This window comes from Klebsiella sp. 141162, assembly GCF_050600755.1.
GTDB lineage: Bacteria > Pseudomonadota > Gammaproteobacteria > Enterobacterales > Enterobacteriaceae > Klebsiella > Klebsiella aerogenes.
In genome coordinates this window covers 1,506,516-1,520,695 of the sequence record NZ_JAQIRI010000001.1, presented here as the reverse complement: position 1 = coordinate 1,520,695, position 14,180 = coordinate 1,506,516, and the positions used below count along the sequence as shown (strand labels likewise).

Sequence of the window (14,180 nt, the reverse complement as noted above, 5' to 3'; positions counted from 1 at the left end):
ACGCACTCGTTTTTTAGTTGAAGTGCACGATATTATACATCAGCAGTGTAACTGTTTAAAAGTAGGGAAAAAATCCTGTTGATACAGAGAGATGACTTGAACAAAGTCTGTTTTTGCGCAAATTAAGAGCCATTTTTTCTTTTTGTTGCGCAATTCGGCTGATGAGCTGCCCGCCACAAAACTAACTGCGGGCCGCCTGAATATCCGGATGAGCGTTTAATAATTTCTGCGATTAAAAGGGCAGAATCATATTTTCCATATGCAATAACGTATTATCTTTTGACCAGTAATGGCGCGTTTTTTCATTAAGATCAACCACCCACTTGAATACCCCTGCATTTGCCAGTTCAGCGCAATAGATATCAAAAGGGGTGATACCGCTAAAGTGGCGTCGCGCAGCTTCTCGGGTAAGCGTTCTGCAGGCCTGCGAGTTAACACGCAGCAACTTTCTGTTGCTTTTCAGGGAAACGAAAGTATCTGATGACATAACAAAATTCACATTCCCGGTAGCGACAAAATAAATGTAATAAGAGACATTATTTTCAATAAGTACTTCAGTAAATGAAATAAAATCCGCATCAGTACGTACTCGCTCAAAAATGGTTCTGAGCAAATCCAGAAGCTCCATGGTTTTCCTTGTGGGTCGTGTGCGCGCGTGAGACGGCTTCATATACGGTTGGTGTATATAAAACGTTCACATATCTATTTATTATAATGCTAATTATATAGGCTTAATTTTAATGTGTGTAATGGTGTTGGAACAGTGTTTCAAGTGTTACAAAATATTGCTTCAGCGTCAGATATCGCGGTTGAACTGGCAGGGAGTAAAACAGCGCGGCGACTTATCAATAGCATTTCGCTATTAGTCATAGAGAATCAGTATTTAATCTTAATATTCCGCTTTTATATAGTATCACGGACTACTATTCCTGCCATCGTTAGCAGGCTATTTTATAAAGGACGCTGGGAAAATGGCATTTACTCTGAAAAATTTGACGCATTCATTGGTTTTCGCTGGCGCATTGCTGCTGGCGGGCTGTGGGCCAAAAGATCAGGATCCGAATCATATTAAAGTGGGGATTAGCGCGGGGATAGACCAGCAAGTCTGGGCGGTGGTGCAAAAGGTCGCCAAACAAAAATATAACCTCGATGTCGAGGTGGTGACTTTCAATGACTTCGTCCTGCCAAACGAGGCGCTGAACAATGGCGATCTCGATATCAATGCTTTCCAGCATAAACCCTATCTGGATAAACAGATTCAGGAGCGCGGCTATAAGCTGGTAGATGTCGGTACCACATTTGTCTATCCGATAGCCGCTTATTCAAAGAAAATCACCGCCATTTCACAGCTTCCGGACGGCGCCCAGGTGGCGGTGCCTAACGACCCAACCAACCTTGGACGCTCACTGTTATTGCTGGAGAAGCAGGGACTCATCACTCTGAAAGAGGGGGTTGGCCTGCTGCCAACCGCGCTGGATATCGTGAAAAACCCGAAGAAGCTGAAAATCGTCGAGATTGAAGCGCCGCAGCTGACCCGCGCGCTGGATGATAAACAGGTGACCATGGCTATCATTAATACCACCTTTTCCAGCCAGATTGGCCTGTCGCCGACGCGCAATGGTCTGTTCATTGAGGATAAAAATTCGCCGTACGTCAATATCTTCGCCAGCCGTGAAGATAATAAAGACAGCGCAAAGGTAAAGAACCTGGTGAAAGCCTATCAGACCGACGAAGTCGCCAATGCCGCCGCCGAATTGTATAAAGGTGATGCGGTGAAAGGTTGGTAGCTATTCTTCCCTCGCGGTCTGGTTCTGTGCATCCAGCACCTGAGTTAACACGCGCCGCGCATTAGCGGCGCAGTCAATGTCATCCGGCTTCTGTTGTATCTCATCAATAACGCTTATCAGCTGCGCTTTGCTGTGCGCGAGTTTCTGTTCCAGTTTTTCAATATCCGCCACTTTTTGTTGCAGGGTGGTGAGAAGCGTTTGTCGGTCCCAGTGGTTGAGATCGGACGGTAACAGGGCGGCGATTTCTTCAAGAGTAAATCCCGCCGCCTGTGCGGTAGTAATCAATCCCAGCAACACCAGCGCCTCTTCCGGATAGCTGCGATAGCCATTGGCTTTACGCTGCACGGTTTTGAGGATCCCGGCGCGCTCGTAATAACGGATCCGCGAAGGCGTAAGGCCGCTGCGTTTTGCCAGAGTACCGATGTTCATTTTTATTCCTCATAAGCTGCTTGACCTTAAACTTAACTTTAAGGTTATGGTTTGTCCAGTACACTGACTGGAGCCCTGACATGACACTCTTTACTCCGCTGCGACTGGCCTCTGGCGTCGTCATTAACAACCGCATCGCTAAAGCGGCGATGGAAGAAAATATGGCCGATGCCGATCATGCGCCGTCAACGGAATTACTCACTCTCTATAAGGCCTGGGCGCAGGGGGGCGCCGGGGTGATTATTACCGGCAATGTGATGGTGGACGCCAGGGCGATGACCGGCCCGGCGGGCGTGGTGCTGGAAGATGAACGACATCTCGACAGGTTCCGCGCCTGGTCGCAGGCGGCGCGGGCGAATGGCGCGCAGGTGTGGATGCAGATCAATCATCCTGGGCGACAGATGCCTGCGGGCCTGGGACAGGAGACGCTGGCCCCTTCGGCGTTGGCGCTGGATCTTGGGTCGCAATCTTCGCGCTTTCGCCTGCCGCGGGCCATGGATGAGAAGGATATCGCCGATGTGACGCGACGGTTCATCACCACCTCCCGGTTAGCGGAACGCGCTGGATTTCACGGCGTCGAAATCCATGCCGCCCACGGTTATTTGCTGAGCCAGTTCCTCTCGCCGCTCAGTAATCAGCGCACCGATCGATATGGCGGGAGCATTGAAAATCGCGCCCGTCTACTGCTGGATATCGTGCGCGGCGTACGCGAGACGGTGGCGGCGGATTTTACCGTTGTGGTCAAACTCAATTCAGCGGATTTCCAGCGCGGCGGCTTTTCGATTAACGATGCGAAGAGGGTGGTGCAAATGCTGGCGGAAAGCGGCGTCGATCTGGTCGAACTTTCCGGCGGCAGCTACGAAGCGCCGGCGATGATGGGCGCCATGCGCGATGAGCGGACGTTGGCGCGGGAAGCTTACTTCCTGCAGTTTGCCGAGCAGATCGCCGAAGTGGCGACGATTCCTTTAATGGTCACCGGCGGCGTGCGGCGGCGTGAAGTGGCGGAAAGGGTGGTGAATAGCGGGGTTGCGCTGGTGGGGATCGCCACGGCGATGGCGATTGTCCCCAGTCTGCCGCAGTACTGGCGTGAGGGGGAGTTCGATGCGCCACTGCTGCGTCAGGGTAACTGGAAGAACAAGGCCATTGCCGCCACCGCGCATATGGCGGCGGTGAAATATCAGCTGCAGCGGCTAAGCCGCCACCGCGCGGCGCGGCCGCAGGTCTCACCGCTATGGGCGCTGCTGACGGCGCAACTGACGGCGAAACGGCAGGCTAAACGTTATCGGCGCTGGATGGCGGGCAAATAATGACAGCCGGTAGCGTGCTACCGGCCCCTCGCGTCACTTTTGAATCAGATAGCGGATTGTCGGCCCGTCCTGCTGAATATCCAGCACGGTATAGCCGTGATTTTTAGCATCGTGCGGGATGTTGTTGATTGACTGCGGACAGTCGCTCACCACTTCCAGTATTTCCCCTTTTTTTAGTGCCGGCATCGCTTCAAGCGTGGCCACGGCTGGGTAGGGGCAAGGTTCGCCAACCATATCGAGGCGGTAATCAGGAACGATCTCTTTCATGCGGTTTCCTTAATACGGGTCGCCGAAGTGTTTTTCTGGCGAAAGAAGTGTTTTTCCCAGGCGATAACCAACATCAGCGCGATAAACAGCAGCAGGTAGGTGATAAGCAGGCCGCCGAACGGACCAAAAGTCGTCAGCAGGTTAATCTTATCCCAGTTGGTGGCAAGCGTCGGCGATAAGTCATCCCAGAAGTAAGCCAGCAGGGTGGAGCCGATAACGTTGCCTAACCCGACCCACCAATAATGTACCTGGCCTTCAACGGCGCGATACATCCAACCGGTTTCGCAACCACCGGCCAGTACGATGCCAAAACCGAACAGCAGGCCGCCAATTACCGCGTTCGGCCCGGCCCACATGATTTTGGGCTCCATGCCGAGCTGCACATAGCTAAAGATACCGATAGCGCTGGCCGCCATCCCGAAGATGATTGCTTTGGCCATATAGGTGCGCCCGGTCACCCACATATCGCGAAAGGCGGAGGTGAAACAGATTTGCGCTCGCTCGATGAGCAGGCCAAAAGCAACGCCGAACAGCAGGGCAAGGCCAAGTTTAGGCTGATTGGCGGCGGTCAGTAGCCCCCAGCCGATCATAGCGACAAATACCAGCATTCCCAGACGAAAGCGGCGACGCGCCTGCGCGGGTTTTTGAGTTAACGGTGAGGCCGCGAAGACTTTCTCAATTTTGACCGGGATACGGAAAACAGGCAGCAGCGTAAAGCGCGCGCCGAACCAGGTCCCGATAGCGGTGGCGATGGCGAAGAACCATGCGTGCAGGGAAAACTGCGGGATCCCGGTGAAGAAAGCCGCCAGGTTACAACCCATTGCCAGCCGGGCGCCGAAGCCAGCGATAATGCCGCCGGCCAGCGCCTGGAAAATGCGAATGCGGCTACGCGGCATCCGCAGCTTGACGTTATTCGCCCACAGCGCGGCGGCCAGGCAGCCGCCAAACATGCCAAGGATCATCATGCCGTCGATACGCGTTAACGGCGTACCTTCGAGATGAATTAATTGGTAGTAACCCCAGTTTTCGGCCGGAACGCCCATCATCTGCAGCAATTGGCCGCCCCAGCGGGTAAATTCGCCGGTGACTGCCCAGAATGTACCGGTAATGCCAAAATAGTAAGTAGAAAGAATACCGGCGGCGATCACCGCAGGCGCTGGCGCCCAAAACTTAATTAGCCAGGCTTGTTTGAATTGTTGCCATGTCATAGAAATGCCTCTGAACTCAGAAGGTAATTCGCCCCGAAAGGGCTTGAAGAGCCGCGATAATACGCCGCTTAGCTTTCAGAATCACTCGACGAGATCAAAAGCGGGAAGAATGCCTCATGAAAAAGGCCGCCAGTCAGGGCGGCCTTAAATCAACAACGCTGGAATTAATTAAAGCCCAGGCGAATAAGATTCAATGGGCAATACAATTCATGGCTACCGTCTAATTCTACGCAGTCACTGCGGCGCAGCTGTTCGCTGTTTTTATTGGCGCCATGAATAGCCTTAATCACTCCCGTCGCGCCGCTGTCGGCCACCATGACCCGGCTGCCGGCATCAATAGCATTACGGTTACGATCGTAGGTTTTCATCATTTCCTCCTCTGCATTGTCATTCGGACGTGATTGTTTAGCGTTGTTTTAATACTCCTGTGTGGTTAAAAAGTTTTTGAGATATATCAAAATTATTTTAATTGAGGGCGCAATGACCGCAGAGCGGCAATCAATCCTTGAACCCCTTTCTCAAGCTTCACCCGCGGGCATCCGGCATTTAGCCTGATGAAACCGTTACCCTCTTCGCCATAGGTATAACCCGGCATGATCGCGAGTTTTTGCTCTTCAATCAGCGCTTTTTGCAGCGCGCGATCGTCGATACCGAGTGGACGCAGATCGATCCACGCCAGATAGGTGGCCTGTGGCGGCTGCCAGTTTAGCTGCGGGAAGGCCTGATTCAGCTGCCCGGCGATATAGCGCATGTTTTCCTGCAGATAATCGCGTAGCGCATCCAGCCATGGCGCGCCCTGACGATAGGCGGCGATATGCGCGACCAGCGCCGGAACCGACGGAGAAGATAGTCCATCGCGGCCTTTCAGCGCTTGCAGATAGCCATCGCGCGAAGCAGTATCGGCGATGAGCCCATAGGCGCCGGTAAATGCCGGGATATTGAAGCTTTTTGAGCCCGACGTGAACAGCGCCCAGGACCCCTGCGCAACGGCGCACCAGGGGGTATGATGGTGTTCGCCCCAGGTCATATCCATATGAATTTCATCGCTAATAACCCGGACGTTATGCTTCGCGCACAGTTGCGCCATGGTGGTCAGTTCATCGCGGCTCCAGACTTTGCCCGTCGGATTGTGCGGGCTGCACAGCAGCAAAATGCGGTTGTCGGGATGGGCGAGCGCGGCTTCCAGTTCGTTCATATCGCAACGCCACTCACCCTCATCAAGCTTGAGCGCCACCGGGGCAATGCGGCGCTGGTTGCCGTCGATAGTTTTGTAAAACGCGTCGTAAGCCGGAGTATGGACCACGATGCCGTCCCCCGGATTCGACCATTGCCGGATCATTTCGGCCACCATGTAGATAACCGACGGGCCGTAAACGATGGCGTCGTGGTCGATGGGGCTATGAAAACGGCTGGCGAACCAGTGGCTGACGGCCCCGAGAAATTCGTCGTTTTTCCAGCGGCTATAGCCAAAAACGCCGTGCGCCAGGCGCTGGCTGACGGCGTCGATAATACAAGGGGCGGTAGCGAAATCCATATCAGAGATAGTGAACGGCAGGAGGTCGGCGGCGCCGAAACGGTCGGCAACGTAATCCCATTGGGTGCACCAGGTACCGTGGCGATCGACTGGCGTGGCAAAATCAAACATCTGAACGTCCTTCGAAAATGCCCCCTACGCGTGGAAGGGGGCGTATGTTTAGGCCTGAACGGTATTCATCAGGGTGGCCATTTCATCTTTTACCGACTGAACCTGTGGGCCGATGACCACTTGCAGGTTGTGATCGTTAAGCTGGACCACGCCGATTGCGCGGTTGGCTTTCAGCGCGGCGGTATCGACTTTGCTCATGTCGTTCACCGACAGGCGCAGGCGGGTAATGCAGTTATCGAGCGTGACAATATTGTCGGCACCGCCGAGCGCGGCCAGAATCGCCGGCACGTTATAACCTGATTTGCCAATCGTTCCGGCAACCGCTTTTTCGATGTTAGTCGCCGTTTCGATATCGCGGCCCGGCGTTTTCAGATTGAAGCGGGTGATGGCGAAACGGAAGATACCGTAGTACACCGCGAACCAGATGGCGGCGACAACCGGCACCATATACCACTTGGTCGACAGCCCGTGCAGGATGCCAAAGACCACGAAGTCGATAATGTTGCCGTCGGTGTTGCCGATGGTGACGCCAAGTACCGCCATGATAGTGAAACCAAGGCCGGTCAGCAGGGCGTGGATGACGTACAGTACCGGCGCGACGAACAGGAACAGGAATTCCAACGGTTCAGTGGTACCGCCGACTACGCAGGCAATGACGCCAGAAATGAGCAGCCCTTTAATTTTATGACGGTTTTCTGGGCGGGCGCAGTGGTACATCGCCAGCGCCGCGCCGGGCAGGCCGCCGAGGAAGGCTGGCATTTTACCCTGTGACAGGAAGCGGGTCGCGCTTTCAGAGAAGCCGTGCGTCGTCGGACAACTCAACTGCGCCTGGAAGATGGTCAGCGCGCCGCTGACGCTGTGGCCGCAAACGTCCATGGTGCCCCCCGCTTCGGTAAAGCGGATCAGCGCCACCAGAATATGATGCAGGCCGAACGGCAGCAGCAGGCGTTCTCCGGTGCCGAAGATCATCGGGCCAAAATCGCCGGCGCTATTGATAACATGTCCTAGTCCGTTGATACCCATCGCGAACACCGGCCACACCAGTGGAATAACCAGGCCGACCAGGCCTAACACCACGGTGGTAATGATAGGCACAAAGCGCGTGCCGCCAAAGAAGGCCAGCGCGTCCGGCAGACGGATGTTGTGGAAGCGTTCGTGCAGCATCCAGACGATAATCCCGGCGATAACCGCTCCGAGGATCCCGGTGTCGATCGACTGAATACCGATAATATTCTGAATGTTGTTGGCCTTGAGGATCGCCGCGTCGGTCGTTGGCAGAATGCCTTTCGCCGTCAGCCAGAAGTTAACCGCGAGGTTCATTACCGCGTAGCCGACGAAGCCCGCGAAAGCGGCGACGCCTTTGTTTTCACGCGCCAGGCCGAGCGGAATAGCGATACAGAACATGACCGGCAGGAAGCTAAAAGCAAATGAGCCGACTTTACTCATCCAGACAAAAATCGCCTGCAGCAGCGGCACGTTTAGCCACGGCAGCAGCGTAATCACATCGTGGCTGCTTAACGAGCTGCCGATCCCCAGCATGATCCCGCAAAACGAGAGCAACGCCACGGGCAACATAAAGGTTTTTCCTAACTGCTGGAAAAACTCCCATAAGGTAATTTTTGGTGCTGTTTTCGCCGTCATACACGAATCCTGGTTCTGAAAAGGGTCGATAGGATGTAACGTAGCGGCAAGATAAAACGTTTTACCATTTTTTAGTGCGATAAAAATCACATAATCAAGCGATAATAAGGTTTATAAAGATAACATACTGATAAAACGTTTTATCGAAAGGCAAAGGGAGTCAGCCAGTCGTTATGGCTATCGCAAAAAAGACAACCATCAATGATGTGGCGCTGGCGGCTGGCGTCTCGGTTAGTACGGTATCGCTGGTGCTCAGCGGTAAAGGGCGTATCTCTTCGGCCACCGGCGAGCGCGTCAATCAGGCCATTGAGCAACTCGGTTTTGTGCGTAATCGCCAGGCGGCGTCGCTCCGCGGCGGGCAAAGCGGGGTGATTGGCCTTATCGTTAGCGATCTGTCGAAACCGTTTTATGCCGAACTAACCGCCGGGTTGACCGATGCGCTGGAATCACAGGGTAAAATGGTATTTCTGACCCAGGGCGGGCATCGCGGCGAGAAAATGCTCCAGCGTTTTGAAACGCTGGTCTCGCAGGGGGTGGACGGGGTGATTATCGCCGGCGCTATCGACAAGGGCGGCGAACTGCGCGATCGTGCCGCCGAAGTGGGGATGCCGCTGGTTTTTGCCTCCCGCGCCAGCTACCTGGACGATATCGACCTGATCCGCCCGGATAACATGCAGGCGGCGCAAATGGTGACTGAACATCTGATTCGCCGCGGTCATCAGCGCATCGCCTGGCTGGGCGGGCAAAGCGCGTCCCTGACCCGCGCCGAACGGGTGGGCGGCTATTGCGCCACCTTATTGAAGTACGGGCTGCCGTTTCATAGCGAATGGGTTGTCGAGTGTGGATCCAGTCAGCAGCAGGCGGCGGAAGCCATGATCGCGCTGCTGCGGCAAAACCCGACCATCAGCGCGGTGCTTTGCTATAACAGCGTCATCGCCACCGGGGCGTGGTTCGGTCTTCTGCGCGCCGGGCGGCAGAGCGGCGAGGGCAGCGTGGAAAGTTATTTTGAGCAACGCATCGCGCTGGCGGCCTTTGCCGAAGTGCCGGAAGCGGCGCTCGATGATGTTCCCTTGACCTGGGTGATCACCCCCGCGCGTGAGATGGGGAACAGTCTGGCGGAGTGTATTTTACGCCGCCTCGAGGAGGGGCAAGGCAGCGCGCGTAATCAGATTATGCCGCCGCGGCTGGTTATTAGAAAATAGGGGCCGCCATCGATTAAGGTGGTTCCCGGGCTGCGGCTTACGCCTTGCCCGGGTAACCTGATTGCAGCCCGGTACGTGTTTTTACTGCTGCGGTTCGGCGGTGGGGAGCGTCAGGCCGAACATGGCGGCGAAATCAGCCAGCGGCATTTTCTGCCCGTTTAGCGTGACCTGGCCGTCGGCGTACTGCAGGCTGGAGGTAATCGCGTTATCTTCCATCGTGGTCAGACGGAACATCTGGCCCATCGCCGCCAGCCCTTTAACCTGCTGATCGGCAAGTTTCGCCGCATCCTCCGGCTGATAGCCTTCCAGCCCGGCAATCTGCGTCATCAGAGCGGTGGCCATATCCACCGGGATCACCAGCTTGCCGTCCAGCGATTTAATGCTGCGGTCCAGTTCATCGGCGACGGTCTGCGGCGCGGCGGTCGTTTGCGCCGGATCCTGCATCAGCACCGACAGATTCAGGGTGCTTTCGCCTTTCGCATTTTGCCAGCTCAGCGGGGAAATCGTCAGCGACGGATTACCTTTCAACAGAATCGGCAGCGAGCTAAAGAAGATTTCGCTTAACGCCTGCTGATAGAGTTCCGGATTCTGCGCCAGCTCTGGCTTCGCCATCAGCGCCTGTGCCTGGGCGTTATACTGCTGGCTGAATTGATGCCACGCCTGTCCGTCGAGATTATCCAGCTTAACGGTGAGTTTGCCGCGGCCCATATCCTGGTTTTGCAGTTTCAGGCTGTTAAGGTTGTAATCAAGCTGGCTATTGATACGCTTGCCGTCATCGGAGAGCGTAGAGCGGCCGTCGATATTCATGCCTTCCAGCAGCGCCAGCTCTTTACCTTCAACGCCGATCGCCAGTTTATCAAGCGAGATCTTCTGCTTGCCGATACGCTCCTCAAAAGCGGTCATTTCGGTGGCGCCGTCAGCCTTCAGGTTGCTGAAATTGAGCTGAACTTTCTGGTTGTATTCGTTGACCGCGTTGATCTGCCCGCTGGCCGCTTCGCCGCTCAGGCTGATAGTTTTGCCATCGCGATCGGCATTGAGCTGGAACTGGCCGCCGCTAAAGATAACTTTTTCATTGTCTTTAGCGTAATCCAGCGGGTTAAGGAAGATGGCCGACTGGGTATCGCCGCTGTAGGCAATACGGGTGTCGATGTTGAACGGCGCTTGCCCTTTAGCAATATCGAACAGCGCTTTGCTGGCGTCGTTATTCACGAGGGTGGTGTTGACGGAGGCCATTGCCGGCACGAGGTTAAAAGATTTTAACGAGGCAAGCGGGAAGGGACCATGATCGACCTTCTCGTCAAACACCAGGCTTTGACCGGCGGCCAACAGGCTGTGTTCTTTACCGGCCTGCGGCTTTACCACCAATTGCAGATGGCTGCTGAATAACCCGCGCTGGTAGTCCTGATAGCTCAGCTCTACGCCCGCTTCCGGCGCGTTGCTCTGCAGTTGGGCATTCGCCTGCTGCACCATTTCGGCAATACGGTTTTCCAGTTGCTTACCGGTAAACCAGGCTCCGCCTGTCCAGACGACTCCGAGCGCGACGATAACTCCCGCGGCGACCAACGTTTTTTTCATAGCATTTGTCCATAAATGAAACCAGGCGGAACATGCCGCCTGGTTGTGTTGTCATGATGGGGGAAGTCTAGCAACTGCGGATTAAAAGTTCAGTAACTTACTTAAGCTTATTGAACACGCGCGCCAGACGACCGTTGCCGCTGACCTGTACCGGCGATTCGTTGCAGGCGATAAACGCCGATTCACCCGGCTGCAGGGTCAGACGCTGCTCGCCTTTACGCAGCGTTGCTTCGCCTTCCACACAGAACAGAATCGCGGCGCTCTCTTGCGCCAGAGAGGCCTCATTAGTGGTCAGATCGTGCAACGAGAAGGCGAAATCATCGACCGGGATTGGGAAATCCAGCTCGCTACCGCGTTGTTCCGGCTGGGTCAGCAGCTCAGCGGCAGGTTTGGCGACAAATTTCACGTTCGCCACCAGTTCCGGAATATCGATGTATTTTGGCGTCAGACCGGCGCGCAGCACGTTATCTGAGTTGGCCATCACTTCCAGCGCCACGCCCTGCAGGTAGGCGTGCGGGGTCTCGGCGAACAGGAACATCGCTTCGCCAGGATTCAGTTTCACCACGTTGAGTAGTAGCGGGGAGAAGAGGCCGCTGTCATCCGGGTAGAATTCAGCGATCAGACGAATGGTCTGCCACGGCTCGCCCTGCTGGCGGTCGAGGGCGTTTTGCAGCACGCTGAGCGCATGCGCTTTTTCTTCACCTTTCATATTCAGCAGGCTGGCGAATAGCTGGCTTAAATGCGCGGCATCCGGCTGTTGAATGAATTCGCCAATTGCCGGATGCGCCTCGGCAACCGGCTGCAGCAGCGCGACAATTTCATTAAATTCGCGGAACGCGTTCATAGCGAGGAACGGCGTCAGGGCGAAGACCAGCTCCGGCTTGTGGTTGGGATCTTTATAGTTGCGCTCGGCGGCATCCAGCGGAATACCCGCGGCGTTCTCTTTGGCAAAGCCAATTTCCGACGCGCGTTTATTCGGGTGAACCTGGATGGAGAGCGGCTGGGCGGCGCACAGTACTTTGAACAAGAACGGCAGTTCGCCAAAACGCTCGGCGACGTTAGCGCCGAGGAGGGCATTTTTATCGGCTTCAATGACCTCGCGCAGCGACTGCGGCTGGCCGTCGGCGTTAAGGATCCGCGAGCTGCTTTTCGGGTGTGCGCCCATCCACAGTTCCGCCATCGGCAGGTTGTCCGGATTGGCGATACCGTAAAGGTCGGTTAACGCGGTGTGACTTCCCCATGCATAGTTTTGCACTGAGTTAATGAGCTTCTGCATTCTCAATCCCTGTTTCCACATAAAAATGTTGGCTCTATTAAACCAACAAATCGTCGAGAAGCAACTGCTGAAAGAAAAAGTCGTCCTTGTCTCAGTTTTTGTTAAAAAATTGTGTAAGATTGATCGACTCGCTTTTCTACAGGCAAATGGAGTGTCTGCCTGAAACATAATCAGCCAAGCAGTAAGTGAGAGTACAATGTCGAACAAACCGTTTGTTTATCAGGATCCTTTTCCGCTTAAAAAGGATGACACCGAGTATTATCTCCTCAGCAGTGATTACGTCTCCGTCGCCGAATTCGCCGGCCAGGAAGTTCTGAAGGTTGAACCTCAGGCGCTAACCTTACTGGCCCAACACGCGTTCCACGACGCCTCCTTTATGCTCCGCCCGGCACACCAGCAGCAGGTCGCGGATATCCTCAACGACCCGGAAGCCAGCGAAAACGACAAATACGTCGCGCTGCAATTCCTGCGTAACTCCGATATCGCCGCCAAAGGCATTCTGCCGACCTGTCAGGACACCGGTACCGCGATCATCATGGGGAAAAAGGGACAGCGCGTTTGGACCGGCGGCGGCGATGAAGCCGCGCTGGCGCAGGGCGTGTACAACACCTATATCCAGGACAACCTGCGTTATTCGCAGAACGCGCCGCTGGACATGTATAAAGAGGTCAACACCGGTACCAACCTGCCGGCGCAGATCGATCTTTATGCAACCGATGGCGATGAGTATAAGTTCCTCTGTATCGCCAAGGGCGGCGGCTCCGCGAACAAAACCTATCTGTACCAGGAAACGAAAGCGTTAATCACCCCGGCGAAGCTGAAAAACTACCTCGTCGAGAAGATGCGCACCCTCGGTACCGCAGCCTGTCCGCCTTACCATATCGCCTTTGTTATCGGCGGCACCTCAGCGGAAGCCACGCTGAAGACGGTGAAACTGGCCTCGACCAAATACTACGATGGTCTGCCGACCGAAGGTAACGAACATGGCCAGGCGTTCCGCGATGTGCAGCTGGAGCAAGAGCTGCTGCTGGAAGCGCAGAACCTCGGCCTCGGCGCGCAGTTCGGCGGCAAGTACTTCGCCCACGATATCCGCGTGGTCCGCCTGCCGCGTCACGGCGCCTCCTGTCCGGTGGGGATGGGAGTCTCCTGTTCCGCTGACCGTAACATCAAAGCTAAAATCAACCGCGACGGCATTTGGCTGGAGAAACTGGAGAGCAACCCAGGGAAATACATCCCTGAGCACCTGCGCCAGGCCGGCGAAGGCGAAGCCGTGAAGGTGAACCTCAATCAGCCGATGAGCGAGATTCTGGCGCTGCTGTCGCAGTATCCGGTGTCGACGCGTCTGTCGCTGAGCGGCACGATCATCGTGGCCCGCGATATTGCCCATGCCAAGCTAAAAGAGCTTATCGATAATGGCGAAGCGCTGCCGCAGTATGTCAAAGATCACCCGATCTACTACGCAGGCCCGGCGAAGACGCCGGATGGTTACGCTTCCGGTTCTCTGGGTCCGACGACTGCTGGCCGCATGGACTCATATGTCGATCTGCTGCAATCGCACGGTGCGAGTAAAATCATGCTGGCCAAGGGTAACCGCAGCCAGCAGGTGACCGATGCCTGCCACAAACACGGCGGTTTCTATCTCGGTAGTATCGGCGGCCCGGCGGCGGTTCTCGCGCAGCAGAGTATCCGCAGCCTCGAGTGCGTGGCTTATCCGGAGCTGGGAATGGAAGCTATCTGGAAAATCGAAGTGGAAGATTTCCCGGCCTTTATCCTCGTTGATGATAAAGGTAACGACTTCTTCCAGCAGATCCAGACGTCGCAGTGTTCGCGCTGCGTGAAGTGA

Annotated in this window: 13 protein-coding genes; 4 read left to right on the top strand and 9 right to left on the bottom strand. The window is 55.3% G+C overall.

Annotation, left to right across the window (positions count from 1 at the left end):
* Positions 1-232: 232 nt before the first annotated feature.
* Complete coding sequence (locus tag PGR23_RS07195; protein ID WP_045392431.1) at positions 233-628, bottom strand: DUF1398 domain-containing protein; 396 nt, start codon at positions 626-628, stop codon at positions 233-235.
* 343 nt (positions 629-971) lie between these two features.
* Between PGR23_RS07195 and metQ the strand changes: the two genes are divergently transcribed.
* Complete coding sequence (gene metQ, locus PGR23_RS07190) at positions 972-1,787, top strand: methionine ABC transporter substrate-binding lipoprotein MetQ (RefSeq protein ID WP_047042811.1); 816 nt, start codon at positions 972-974, stop codon at positions 1,785-1,787.
* Here metQ and PGR23_RS07185 read toward each other — a convergent pair whose 3' ends face one another.
* Positions 1,788-2,216, bottom strand: coding sequence for a MerR family transcriptional regulator (locus PGR23_RS07185; protein WP_047042814.1), 429 nt, complete (start codon positions 2,214-2,216; stop codon positions 1,788-1,790).
* Between the two features lie 80 nt (positions 2,217-2,296).
* Here PGR23_RS07185 and PGR23_RS07180 point away from each other — a divergent pair, with 80 nt between their 5' ends.
* A complete protein-coding gene (locus PGR23_RS07180; protein ID WP_316422200.1) occupies positions 2,297-3,523 on the top strand; it encodes an NADH:flavin oxidoreductase/NADH oxidase family protein in 1,227 nt (408 codons plus the stop codon).
* 33 nt (positions 3,524-3,556) lie between these two features.
* Here the strand turns inward: PGR23_RS07180 and yedF are convergent, their stop codons facing one another.
* The 5 genes from yedF to malX all read right to left on the bottom strand — a co-directional run bounded on the left by yedF (position 3,557) and on the right by malX (position 8,284).
* Positions 3,557-3,790 (bottom strand): sulfurtransferase-like selenium metabolism protein YedF, encoded by a 234-nt coding sequence (gene yedF / locus PGR23_RS07175; protein ID WP_015366840.1) that lies wholly within the window; start codon positions 3,788-3,790, stop codon positions 3,557-3,559.
* Positions 3,787-4,998, bottom strand: a complete 1,212-nt coding sequence (gene yedE / locus PGR23_RS07170) for a selenium metabolism membrane protein YedE/FdhT (protein ID WP_047064916.1) — start codon at positions 4,996-4,998, stop codon at positions 3,787-3,789. The genes yedF and yedE overlap by 4 nt, the downstream gene beginning before the upstream one ends.
* 164 nt (positions 4,999-5,162) lie before the next feature.
* Positions 5,163-5,366 (bottom strand): putative selenium delivery protein YdfZ, encoded by a 204-nt coding sequence (gene ydfZ / locus PGR23_RS07165; RefSeq protein WP_015705242.1) that lies wholly within the window; start codon positions 5,364-5,366, stop codon positions 5,163-5,165.
* Between the two features lie 92 nt (positions 5,367-5,458).
* Positions 5,459-6,643 carry a MalY/PatB family protein gene (locus tag PGR23_RS07160; protein WP_396279733.1) on the bottom strand — a complete coding sequence of 395 codons (1,185 nt, stop codon included), beginning with the start codon at positions 6,641-6,643 and terminating at the stop codon, positions 5,459-5,461.
* A gap of 48 nt (positions 6,644-6,691) precedes the next feature.
* The gene (gene malX / locus PGR23_RS07155) at positions 6,692-8,284 is read right to left on the bottom strand and encodes a maltose/glucose-specific PTS transporter subunit IIBC (protein ID WP_045392419.1); all 1,593 of its coding nucleotides are present in this window, start codon (positions 8,282-8,284) and stop codon (positions 6,692-6,694) included.
* Between the two features lie 173 nt (positions 8,285-8,457).
* Here malX and PGR23_RS07150 point away from each other — a divergent pair, with 173 nt between their 5' ends.
* Positions 8,458-9,486, top strand: coding sequence for a Mal regulon transcriptional regulator MalI (locus PGR23_RS07150; RefSeq protein WP_047064914.1), 1,029 nt, complete (start codon positions 8,458-8,460; stop codon positions 9,484-9,486).
* 81 nt (positions 9,487-9,567) lie between these two features.
* On the opposite strand, the gene PGR23_RS07145 is transcribed toward PGR23_RS07150, so the two are convergent.
* Together PGR23_RS07145 and manA are read right to left on the bottom strand one after the other, a co-directional pair.
* Complete coding sequence (locus PGR23_RS07145) at positions 9,568-11,061, bottom strand: YdgA family protein (RefSeq protein ID WP_045392417.1); 1,494 nt, start codon at positions 11,059-11,061, stop codon at positions 9,568-9,570.
* Positions 11,062-11,158: 97 nt separating this feature from the next.
* Positions 11,159-12,337 carry a mannose-6-phosphate isomerase gene (gene manA, locus PGR23_RS07140; protein ID WP_047042830.1) on the bottom strand — a complete coding sequence of 393 codons (1,179 nt, stop codon included), beginning with the start codon at positions 12,335-12,337 and terminating at the stop codon, positions 11,159-11,161.
* Between the two features lie 196 nt (positions 12,338-12,533).
* On the opposite strand from manA, the gene fumA reads away from it, so the two are divergent.
* Positions 12,534-14,180 (top strand): class I fumarate hydratase FumA, encoded by a 1,647-nt coding sequence (gene fumA, locus PGR23_RS07135; protein WP_032714392.1) that lies wholly within the window; start codon positions 12,534-12,536, stop codon positions 14,178-14,180.